An 11725-nucleotide genomic window follows, 5' to 3' on the forward strand; every position below is an offset into this window, starting at 1 on the left:
CAGTTACTCTTCCACCTTCTCCCCGCAATTCGTACAGAAGCTTGTGCCGTGTGGCAGGGAGGTATTGCAGTGGGGGCAGGACAGTTCTACTCCGAGCATATGCCCGCAGCCGCTACAGAATTTTGCTTCCGTAGGGAGTTCTATTCCACAATCGGGGCATTTGTTCATTGTCACGAGCTGTGTTCCACAGTTCTGGCAGAATCTCGAATCAGCCACTACTTCGTTATGACATTTGTGACACTGGAGGACTTCGACCGCCGTTCCACCACCGCCTTGTGGCATCATGACACTCTGTGCAAGCATTCCCGGTATCATCATTCCGAGGCCTGCTCCCACGCCTACGCCCATTCCACCAGCGGCTGCTGCTCCCGCGCCGCCGCCTCCGCCGCTCGACGCGGCGTCGCCCATGGCCTTTGCTGCCTTGAATTTGAAGAAATCGTCAAGATTGCCGACCGCCTGAAGGCCGCTTCTCTCGTCGATCATCTTCTGGACTTCGGGTGGGGGAGTGATCGAATTGATGAAGAAATCGGTCAACTCCATGCCATATTTCGAGAAGTCGTTGACAAGGCGCTCCTGCAGTTCGACCGCCAGTTCGTCGTAGAACTGGGGGAGTTCGAAAATCGAGTCGAGTTTTTCACCGAAGAGATCGTTCATCCGTGCGACTACTACATCGCGAAGATAATCCCCGATCATCTGGCTTGTATAGACGCCCTGTGTTCCGACCACGGAATTGATGAAGAGCATCGGTTCCTTTATCTTGAACGTATATATCCCGAAGGCGCGAAGCCTGACCAGGCCTAGCTTGCTGTCTTTGAACGCCACAGGATCCTTTGTTCCCCATTTCTGATTCAGGAAAGTCTTCATGTTGGCGAAATAGACTTCGGCCCTGAAAGGACTCTTGAATCCCCAGGGGAGGGCGAGGATCTTGGTGAGTATCGGAAGGTTTTTCGTTGTCAGCGTATGGCGGCCTGCTCCAAAGAGATCAAGTCCTTTTCCGTCTTTAAAGAAGACGCAGGCCTGGTTGTCTCTGACGATGAGCTGTGCTCCCATTTTGATTTCGGCTGATCCTTCAGGGGGTAATCTGTGGACGATCTCTTCGCCTGTCTCATCGAACCATTCGAGTACTTCCATGAACTGGGACATGTCTCCTCCGTTCGCTGTTTTGTCTCTAATACGAATTATCTTTAGTATGCTGTGCAAAAGTTGCCATCATCTATGCAGCAATCATGGTGCCAAATGGAAACATTCACGGGCATTTGTCCGTAATATCATCTGGAGGGAAAGGTTGTCGGGTCGGTGATGTGTAACAACAATGGTCTAAGGGGTTTTACTACATGATTATTGGCCCCTGCGTAAATATTCGGAATGGGTACGCATTTTGCTCGTATGCACCTCGACATGACTTAAGTCCCCTCCGGGACAGATAAACGGCAAGTATTCGTACGGCCATTCAGGCTTTTAGCCATCGACCGAGAGAGGGATAATAACCTTTTCAGGCATTATTCATAGTCTTGTCACGAATGGTTTGAAGGAACATACAACAGATGCTGAAGAGACAGGTTAAAGGATTTTGAAACAAACAGGTAAAGGGATAATAGGGGGGTGGTCGATCGCCAGGGCCCGAGAGGCCGTAATAAGGACCTGAAATTGAATTAGTATTGTTGTTCGGTTTTTAAAGGAGATATCTAATGAAGCGTTTTATTATTGCTATGGCACTCGTAGTTTTCATGACCGGTGCCGTTTCGGCAGAAGGCATGATGTTCGGTATGAAGGGTGGACTCAATCTGGCGAATATGACTGGCGATGATGTTGAGGATAACAAGATGAAGATGGCGTTTGGTGGCGGTGTTTGGATGAACTATGCTTTCACCGAGGCTATCAGTCTGCAGCCCGAACTGATGTTCATGCTCAAGGGCATGGATTATGACATTACTTTAGGCACCGAAACTTTTGAAGGAATCGGCAAGACTACCTATCTCGACCTTAACATCCTGGGCAAGTATTCGATTCCCATGGAAGGCAACTTCTCGCCTAATATTTTTGCAGGTCCTTACGTCGGGATGCTGATGAGTGCAGAAGCAGATATACCGAATGAGGCTATGGACGATCTTGAGACACAGGATATGAAAGATGAGACGAAGTCGATGGATCTTGGTGTTGTATTCGGCGTAGGCTTTGACTATATGCTTGAGGAGGGTTGCATCACCTTCGACGTTCGCTATGCAATGGGACTGACGACGATCGATGATTCCGATTCAGATGATGATATGAAGAACACCGGCATCATGTTCATGGTCGGCTACGGCTTCAATTTCTAGGAAGTTCTTCGATATGGATGTGGCATTTGATGTTTAATGACATTTCATGACGCTGGATAAAGATAAAGGCACGTCGCATTGCGTCGTGCCTTTATTCTTGCCTTGTAAAGCTCCATGTAAATAACGATAATCTGTTATCTCAGGGTCGGGTGTGCCCAAAACTTGCATCGAATCCTGTTTGATCAGAAAGGAACGGATTGACTGAAGATAACGGCAGCTCAGGAACAGACAACAGGATCCGCGTCTGCGTGATGATCCCGAAATTCCATATCGGTGGAGCCGAAGTCCAGGTGATGGGCCTTCTCAGGAATATCGACAGGTCGATGTTTGCCGTTCATCTCTGCCTGTTCGGCCACGGAGTCGTCGAGATGGAAGAGGAAGCGTCCAGCCTGGTAGAAGAAATATATTACCTTGATTTCAGATGGAGATACCTGCCCGTCGCGTTTCTGAAGCTTGTAAAGTACCTGCAGGACGGAAGGTTTGACGTTCTTCACGCCCATCTTGCCTATGCGGACCTGATCGGAAGGATCGCTGCATGGCTGGCTGGAGTACCGGTCAGGATAACGACCGAACATGGAAAGGGACTGTGGAAATCCGGATTCCAGGTGATGATCGAGCAGACGATGAACAGGATCACAGACATGCGTGTCTGCGTAAGCCGGGATATATTGAGGATCAGGAAAGAGCGTGAACATACAGACGATTCAAAGCTGGTTTATATCCCGAACGCAGTGAATCCGTCTTCCTTCGGTAACCCTCGCAGGAATAAAACAGATATCATGGAGGAGTTCGGGTGGGATCCCGCCGCTCCTCTCGTACTCTCGATCGGGAGAGTAGTGGAGGCCAAGAACTATCCGTTACTGGTCCGGGCAGTCTCGGTTTTATCCAAAAAAATGCCGGAAGTAAAATGCCTGATAGCCGGTGAAGGAAGATGTAGCAGTGAGGTGGAAACAGCTGTAGGAGAGGCAGGGCTGGAGACAACGGTGTGTCTCGCTGGATCGAGAAACGATATCGCCGATTTGTTGGGGGCGGCAGATCTCTTTGTATTATCATCTGATCGGGAGGGATTACCGGTGACTCTTCTCGAGGCGATGGCTTCAGGGACACCGATCGTATCGACCGATGTAGGAGGTATCTCCGAAGCGGTCAGCGACCGGGAGAGCGCACTGCTGGTTCCGCCGGGAGACGCAAGTGCCCTGGCCGCCGCGATGGAGGATGTTCTTTCAGACTCCGTCCTGTCTGCCCGGTTGACAGAAAAGGCCCGGGGGATCGTGAAGGCCAGGTTCAGCATCTCGTCGACTTCGATGGAAGTCCAGAAAATATACGAAAAACTGTACAGGGAGAAGCGGCAGATATGACGAAGCCTGAAGCAGTACCGGTTGTCATGTATCATGGAGTTGCGCCGGACAGGCCCGAATGGATCTGGAATCATCTAGTCACACCTGTCGATGTGTTCGACGGCCAGATGAGGTCTCTGAAAGAAAACGGTTGGAACACGATTACGCTCAGGCAGCTCTATTCACGCATGAAGGATAACACTCCCCTCCCGGAAAAGCCGGTCGTTTTGACTTTTGACGATGGCTATCTGGACAACTGGGTATATGCCTACCCCATTCTGAAAAAATATGGTCATCATGCCGTGATCTGGATGACGACCGATTTTATAGATCCCTGTCCCGATCCCCGGCCGAAGCTGGACGATTCCGGGACAGACCTCAGCCATAAAAATGACCTGGAGAGTCTGGGGTTTCTCTCATTCTCGGAGATGCGGGTGATGGAGGAATCGGGGCATGCCGAGATCCAGAGCCACGCATTGACCCATACATGGTATTTTTCGGGAGAAAAGATCGTTAATTTTCATATGCCTGCCACCAGAGATGGATATGATCCGTTCCCCTGGCTTTCGTGGAACGCGTTTCCTGAGAAAAAATACGGGTATATGTCGAGAGACCTCAGCGTTGATCTGCCATTCGGCACACCTGTATACAGACACGAAAGATCGCTAGTGGTGAGAAGGTATTTCGATGACGAGGACCTGGCGAAACGACTTGTCGCGCATGTAGCCACACATGGAGGTGCCAGTTTCTTTGAGATGTCTTCATGGAGGGAAGAGCTGGAAGAGCTGGTGACGAATTACGGATCTCCATCAGGCAGGTACGAGACCGAAGAGGAGTACGAGGACAGGGTAAGAAATGAACTTGCCGGGTCTCGCCGTATTCTCTCCGAAGGACTCGGCCATGATATAGATTTTCTCTGCTGGCCCGGAGGGGGATTCAACGATACGACGTTGAGGATCGCCGAGGATGCGGGTTACCTGGCTACCACTACGGACTATCATGCTCCAGGCAGAAAGAATATCTACGGAGAAAGACCAGACAGGATAAACAGGATAGGATGCGCTTCGCCGTGGATGTGGAGAGGCAAAGTGTCTATCAAGGATACCGATCCCGGGTTTTTCATCGCTTTGCTGGACAGATTCATGGGAAAAAAAGGGTCGATTTGGAAAATGCGCTGTTATAAGATAAAATACCTGATCAGATATCTTTTGACCGGAAACAAATAAGAAATGGAGTCGTCCATATGGTACTGCCGCTTTCACCATCACTGGTAAGAAATGTCATCCATCCCGTGTACAGGGGACTCAGAGGCGACAAACTGCTCTCGACCCTGAATGTACTTGAAAAAAACCAGTACCTTTCACCGGAGGAGATCGAGGATATCCAATGGGGACGCATGAAAGGTTTTCTCAAAGAGATATCGACGCATGTCCCATATTATCGTGAACTTTTCAATGAATTGAGTATGAATGTGGAAGACATCCAGAAACCGGCGGATTTCCTGGAGCTTCCACTTCTGGACAAGCATTTGATCAGGCTTGAAGAGAAGAGGCTGATCACTGAAGACCCGATGAGACGGGGATACAGGTCCAGTACTGGCGGGTCTACCGGCGAACCCCTGTATTTTTCTGTCGACCTGTCCGCCGGACCCATCCGGAGGGCCAACACGGCGCGAAGTTACCGGATGGCAGGGATCGATATCGGAGACAAGCAGGCTTTCGTCTGGGGTTTTCCCTTCGACATCCCTCTGAAGGAGAGAATGGCCAGCGCTATAAAGAACTATTTCAACAACATCACATATCTTTCGTCATTCAACATGTCGGAAAATGCGATGCTCGATTATGCTAACAAGCTGAAGAGGTACAAGCCCGATCTCATTATAGGTTATCCCTCCGCGGTGACGTTGTTCGCGGAATTCATAAAGGGCAGGAATATCGGCGGAATCAGGCCGAAGTCGGTGATCTCAAGTGGCGAGAAGATATATCCCCAGCAGAGGGAGTTACTTGAGGAAGTCTTCGGATGCAGGGTGTTCGACCGCTACGGAAGCAACGAGTTTGCAAATGTCGCTCATGAATGCGACCAGCACAAGGGGCTGCATCTATTCACGGATCTGCTCTATTTCGAGATATTGAGGGAGAACGGCAGGCCTGCTGCTCCGGGCGAGGTCGGGGAGATCGTGATCACCGATTTTCTAAATCTCTACATGCCGTTCGTTCGTTACAAAACGGGGGATATGGCGATTCCGACAGACAGGATCTGTGAATGCGGGCGGGGGCTTCCTCTGATAGAGAGGATCGAGGGGCGTACTTTTGACAATATCCTGACACCTGATGGACGTTCGATCGGTGGGTACTTCTGGACCTATCTCTCCAGGGTCGTTCCCGGTATAAAACAGTTCCAGGTCGAACAGAAGCAACGAAGCAGTATAACTTTCCGGATAGTCCGTGGCCCCGACTGGAACGATGGAAATGAAGAGAGGATCATCAATGAGATCCGCGAAAACATGGGCGAGTCTGTAAACATCAAGATCGACAAGGTGGATGAGATCCCTCTGTCACCTGCTGGCAAGTTCAGGTTCATCGTCTCGAAGGTAGAAGAGCGGATGGTCGTCAAATCGAAGGTTCATAAGGCCCATGTGACGGGAGCCGATCCTTCCAGAGTCGATTGTATAATCGTGGACGAGGATATTCTGGAGTTGAGTAACATCGTCCCGGGCGAACACGTCCTTATCGTCGACAATACGAATGGCGCGAGGATCGAGACATTTGTCATCAAGGGAGAGAAGGGCAGTGGAGAGCTGATCTCCTGCGGCGCGGTCGCGCAGCATGTCCATGACGGCGACGAGATCATTATCATGGCCTTCACCTGGTCCGAGGAGACTCACGGACAGTTCAGCAATATCCTGATGGATGAGAATAACAAGTTCGTCCGTTACCTCACTGAGAAAGCGGGGGACAGGATATGATGACAGCGGTGTGGAAATACAGCCCGGTTTATGATATAATACGTATCTATGGCACAGGGTGTAAGGTTGCCACGCGCATCAGGAGGAGAGGAAATGAAACGTCTGCTACTTAAATCAATGATCCTCAAGGCAAGAATCACCCAGGCCGATCTTCGGTATGTAGGGAGTATAACGATAGACGAGGACCTCATCGACCGCGCAAATCTCAGTGAGCACGAGAATGTCCACGTAATCGACAGGACCAACGGAAAAAGGCTGGAGACATACGTGATAAAGGGAGAGCGGGGTAGTGGAGTGATCTGCATGAACGGGGCTGCCGCCCACCTCATCAACAAGGACGATGAAGTCGATATCATGGCTTTTTCGTGGTCGACTGGCGAGGCAGACCCGGTTTTTATCGAAGTAGACGGCGATAATCATTATACAAAAGTTCTGCGAATGGATGAATTCAGGGGTTAGAGTTGATATGGGGGCTGATTGATGCGGGGCGGATTCCAGATATTCAAAAGGGGATTCCACCTGTTCGACCTCTATGGCATTCCCGTTGAATTGAATATAAGCTGGATATTTATTCTGGCCCTTGTCACATGGTCTTTTGCTACTGGTTACATCCCCGATAATTATGGAAATTCCTTTGGTGTGGCCGCGACATGGCTGCTGGCCTTCCTGACTGCTATACTCCTTTTTCTATCGATCCTGTTTCACGAGTTGAGCCACTCGATAGTAGCAGTTCGTAATGGGCTTCCCATAAAAAAGATCACTCTCTTCATGTTTGGCGGCGTCGCTCAGATGAGCCGGGAAGTGGATTCCGCTGGTCTCGAGTTCCGGATGGCTGCTGCCGGGCCGCTTTTCACTCTTGCTCTTGCGCTGGTGCTTCACGGGCTGGCTTTTCTGTCAGGTGGGTGGTTATTCGGACAGGCCCTTCTGCGGATGCTCGCGAACATCAACCTCGGTGTCTTCTTTTTCAATATGATCCCTGGTTTCCCGCTCGACGGTGGTCGTATTCTCCGGGCCGCGATCTGGGCCAGGAATCGGAATATAAGAAAAGCGACATTGATCGCGAGCAGGATAGGCAAGGGGTTTGCCTGGCTGTTGATAATATTCGGGGCCTTCATCTTACTTGCGTATGGTGCCAGGATCAGTGGCCTGTGGATGATATTTATAGGTCTGTTTCTGAAAAAGGCCGCCGCGGACAGTTACAGGAATGTGTTGTACAGGGAGATATTGGGTGAGATAAGAATCTCGGATATCATGCGAGAAGATGTGATTACCGTCGATGCGTCAATGGATCTGATGACCCTGGTGGATGAATATTTCCTGAAATACCGTTTCGGGGCTTTCCCCGTAGTGACCGGTGGAGTCCTGCAGGGGATGGTTTCCCTGGATGCCGTGAGAAAAAGACCCAGGGAGGAATGGAGAGGCTTGACCGTTTCGGAAGTAATGGGTCGTGATGCGATGTCGTGTGTCGTATTTGAAAATGAACCAGCCGACAGGCTTTTTTCCCTGATAATTCAGAAGGGATACAGTCTGGTCCCAGTGGCAGGAGAGGACGGCAGGATCATCGGTATGGTGACCCGGCGTGATTTCTCTGATGCCGTCAAGGTTATGACATCACTTCTCAGGTAGTGGATTCAGTGTCCCGGTCGTGATCTACTTCGAGTTCATCGATTTCTTCTTCCAGGAGAACGTTGACAGCTCCGTACTTGTCCGCCATTCGGGCTCTCTTGTCATCCTGTTTTCTTGTATGATGTTCGCCCATGTCTCTGGATGAATTATTTTTGGGCTTGTGGTGCTTGATCGTGCGCTTCAAGGCGTCCGCTCCTTTTTTCGATCTTCAGACCATAGCTTCGTGACAGCCAGCATTATGCAAGAAATATGACAAATCGATTTTTTGGGAATAAATCAAATACAGGGGATTTGTGAATTACAGATGTGGTCTGTCAGATTCTGACGTTGTCACCATTTAATTATCAATCAAGCTGTCCCGATAATCTGCCGAAATAGGGACGGGTACAGACGAAAGAGGTAATGGTGCCGATAACTCACCTACCCGGCTACCATGCCATTATATATAAACCGAGATCGCCTTTCAGATGAGGATGCAGGTGAAAGAACAGCATATGGATGAACTTATGAGGAGATCCTGGAAGGCCGCCGCTGAAACGGCGGAGACTCCTCTGATATTGATAGATAGCCGCGGAACAGTCCTTGATGTGAATGTTGCTTTTTGCAAGATGTCCGGGTTTACAGCGGAAGATCTCGAAGGGACGATCCCGCCATACCCTTTCAGCATTCCAGGTGGCATAGACGAGGCGCTTAAGGGTTTGAATGGGCAGGAAGAAAGCGTGTCGAAAGCAACGATCCGGGGGGTCAGTGGAGTGGTCCTGCCCGTACGTGTTCTTTCGACAAGACTGATTGGAAGTGATTCCGGCCTGATATCATCATGTCTGCGCCCTGATGGTGGATCTGTTAAAAGCGGGAATAATGTGCTCGCGCTGGACACCGGTGCTCTCCTGGACGCGATGATGGAATGTGTCGAAGATGGCTTTTTCATCAAGGACAGGGATAGAATATATGCATACGTCAGTGATAACTTCAGTGCGATGCTCAGAATCGCGCCGAATCGTATCATTGGCAGAAAATACGGGGAACTCTTTGAAGATGACAGGGTAGAGACCGTAAAGGGAAACGATCTTGCCGTCCTTGAGGGACAGACCGTTCAGTCGCGGTACAATCGGGTCATCGCGGAGCGGGCATGTATATTAAACGTGAAGAAAACTCCCCTGAGGGACAGTACCGGGGAAGTGATAGGAATAGTAGGTATCACCAGGGATGTGACAGCGGAGACAAGACTTGCCATCGACCTTATTCACGCCCAGAGGACCGAGGCCCTGATGAATCTGGCCTCGGATATCGCACACGATTTCAATAATTTTATTTATGGTATTACCGGATATGTCGCGCTCGCGATGTCTTCGCTGGATGAAGAACATCCCGCGTTCGTCGATCTCAAGGAAGCGATCAATGCCACAGAACAAGCCGGAGAATACACGAAAAAACTGCAGGCACTGGGAAGATATATGCCTCCTGATCTTGGTGAGGAATCTGTAGGAGATATTCTGGGTAGTCTCGAGCACGTCCTTCAATCGACATTTCCCGATGATATCACGATCGATCTCAATATAAGAAGTGAAGACATCCGGTTCGTGGTCGATCGAGGAAGAATAGAGAGAGCGTTGCTCAATATCTGTCTTAACGCGAGGGATGCAATGCCTGACGGGGGCACTGTGATGATAGAAAGCGGGATTGTAAATTTACTCGCCGCTGATCTGGAGACAGGGCTCGATATCCCGGATGGCCCCTATTGTAGAATAGTGATAAGCGATTCAGGAGAGGGAATGGATCCGGAGACCAGGGAACACGCTTTCGAGCCCTTTTTTACGACACGGAAGATCGCGTCTGCGACCGGATTGGGGCTTTCCATAGCCTTCGGGATCATCAAGGACCACAAGGGAACGATCAAGATCATTACCGAACCCGGCCAGGGAACGGCTGTAGAAGTCCTCCTTCCATTGACTGAAGAGCAGGCAGCACTTCAAAGTGAAGAAAGCAGCGCTGAATCTCTTCATCTCCGGGAAGTGACATGATATTCGGACCGTTGATCTGACTGCCTGGAGTGGTTGCCTCCAGCTATTTTTCTATTCGGACGGTTTGTTTTTTTCAAATATCGCGGGATCGATCTCGACATCGAAACTGATCTCATCCCATTTATATTCATTCGACAATGTACCATTCTGATAAAGCCTGAGATGGAACGGTAACTTCCTGCCTGAGACCATTCTGTAATCATCTGTCAGTAATTGAGTTTCGCCGCCCTGTCCTGATTCGATCTTTCGCACGGGCAGATGTGAAATATTCAGAAAGTCGATCAGGGTGGTGTCTTCTTCTGCGATACAGGCCACTCTTGTGAGGTCCGCTCCCGAATAAAGCGAATCGTCAGGGACGCCTGGAACGATGTAGAACGAATCACAACTGGTAAGGAAATATGTGATCCCGTCCACTTCCCGCATCATTTTTTTCAGCATATCGGTAGTTCTCTGATTCTGTCTGATTCCGAGATTTACCTCTGACCATGTATGCTCCCCATTCATAGTATAGACAAAATAGAAGGGGTGATCGTTGGCGCTGTAATCCTGGTCGAGGAGCAATTTGTCGGGTTTACTCGCATAATGTGTGCACTCTGCTGTCAATCTGCCCCATCCGGGCCATATGGATATCAGTGTTCCTTTTTCGATCCTTGTAGTCCAGCCTGTAAGTTTCGATTCCCCACCCATCGCTTTCACTGCGTCATTGAGGACTCTCTTCGCCGGATTTTTTTCCACGGGAGAACAGGCAGCCATAAGCAGGGATGTAGTCAGCACGGCTAGTAACACCGTAGTCCGTTTTCCAATACGAAATAATTTCATTTCTTTTCTCCTTGATGGCTACACTGTGAGCTCATTGTGCGCCAGAGACAGTTTAGTCTTTATCTCCAGCCCGAAAGGGCAGGATCCAGTGCAATCCCCCGAGCAATCCACACATCTGGAGGCATTTTTTTTATCTGGCAGCGATGAATACAGACCCATCGCGTACTTTTCCCTGCCGTAATTGTTGAAGTAGAGTCTGTAACGAAGGATGTCGTGTATCGGCACGTTGTGGGGGCAGGCATCCAGGCATCCAGGCATCCATCGCATCCGGGCCTGCAATAATCCTTCTCCAGCATGGAAGCATATCCCTTCATAAGCCTTTCTTCTCTCGAGCTGAGTTCGGGGTCACCTGATACAGCGATGTATTCGTCTATGTCGTCGAATGTCCTCATCGATATGGAGATAGTATCGATGTTCGGCTGGGCGAGCATCCACTTGATCAGGCCCTGTCTGGCTGTCCTTCCATCTTTCATATATTTCGAATAGTCGATCTTTTTGGCCGCTGAAAGAGTCTTCATCGCTACTACTGCCACGTTTTTGCTCCTGGCCTTAACGAGTACAGGTTCCAGCCCCCTGGTGAGAATATTCATTCCCGGCATGATCATGTCGATGTCTGTGTTGTCGAGCAGCCACTGGAAG

General features: G+C 49.9%; 11 protein-coding genes. 7 read left to right on the top strand and 4 right to left on the bottom strand.

Translation table 11 applies throughout. The annotated features are described in order from the left end of the window. Positions 1 to 3: 3 nt before the first annotated feature. A complete protein-coding gene (locus KOO63_13900) occupies positions 4 to 1143 on the bottom strand; it encodes an SPFH domain-containing protein (GenBank protein ID MBU8922905.1) in 1140 nt (379 codons plus the stop codon). A 545-nt stretch (positions 1144 to 1688) separates the two neighbouring features. Between KOO63_13900 and KOO63_13905 the strand changes: the two genes are divergently transcribed. From KOO63_13905 to KOO63_13930, 6 genes are all read left to right on the top strand, one after another. Further along, complete coding sequence (locus KOO63_13905) at positions 1689 to 2318, top strand: PorT family protein (GenBank protein MBU8922906.1); 630 nt, start codon at positions 1689 to 1691, stop codon at positions 2316 to 2318. A 197-nt stretch (positions 2319 to 2515) separates the two neighbouring features. After that, on the top strand, positions 2516 to 3676 hold the full coding sequence (locus tag KOO63_13910; protein ID MBU8922907.1) for a glycosyltransferase: 1161 nt from the start codon (positions 2516 to 2518) through the stop codon (positions 3674 to 3676). Further along, a complete protein-coding gene (locus KOO63_13915) occupies positions 3673 to 4881 on the top strand; it encodes a polysaccharide deacetylase family protein (protein MBU8922908.1) in 1209 nt (402 codons plus the stop codon). Before KOO63_13910 ends, KOO63_13915 begins: the two co-directional genes overlap by 4 nt. 17 nt (positions 4882 to 4898) lie before the next feature. Further along, positions 4899 to 6620 (top strand): aspartate 1-decarboxylase, encoded by a 1722-nt coding sequence (locus tag KOO63_13920; protein MBU8922909.1) that lies wholly within the window; start codon positions 4899 to 4901, stop codon positions 6618 to 6620. A gap of 93 nt (positions 6621 to 6713) precedes the next feature. Then, positions 6714 to 7079, top strand: coding sequence for an aspartate 1-decarboxylase (locus KOO63_13925; GenBank protein MBU8922910.1), 366 nt, complete (start codon positions 6714 to 6716; stop codon positions 7077 to 7079). Positions 7080 to 7100: 21 nt separating this feature from the next. Continuing rightward, complete coding sequence (locus tag KOO63_13930; protein ID MBU8922911.1) at positions 7101 to 8246, top strand: site-2 protease family protein; 1146 nt, start codon at positions 7101 to 7103, stop codon at positions 8244 to 8246. On the opposite strand, the gene KOO63_13935 is transcribed toward KOO63_13930, so the two are convergent. Then, entirely contained in the window at positions 8239 to 8430 is a 192-nt protein-coding gene (locus KOO63_13935) for a hypothetical protein (GenBank protein ID MBU8922912.1), read from the bottom strand. The two genes, KOO63_13930 and KOO63_13935, sit on opposite strands and share 8 nt — an antisense overlap. 295 nt (positions 8431 to 8725) lie before the next feature. Here KOO63_13935 and KOO63_13940 point away from each other — a divergent pair, with 295 nt between their 5' ends. Next, positions 8726 to 10267: a PAS domain-containing protein gene (locus KOO63_13940; protein MBU8922913.1), complete on the top strand. Its 1542-nt coding sequence runs from the start codon at positions 8726 to 8728 to the stop codon at positions 10265 to 10267. Positions 10268 to 10318: 51 nt separating this feature from the next. Here KOO63_13940 and KOO63_13945 read toward each other — a convergent pair whose 3' ends face one another. Beyond that, a complete protein-coding gene (locus tag KOO63_13945; GenBank protein ID MBU8922914.1) occupies positions 10319 to 11086 on the bottom strand; it encodes a hypothetical protein in 768 nt (255 codons plus the stop codon). Positions 11087 to 11145: 59 nt separating this feature from the next. Next, the coding region (locus KOO63_13950) for a hypothetical protein (GenBank protein MBU8922915.1) at positions 11146 to 11725 on the bottom strand (580 nt) is incomplete at its 5' end.

The organism is Candidatus Latescibacterota bacterium (assembly GCA_019038625.1).
Lineage (GTDB): Bacteria > Krumholzibacteriota > Krumholzibacteriia > Krumholzibacteriales > Krumholzibacteriaceae > JAGLYV01.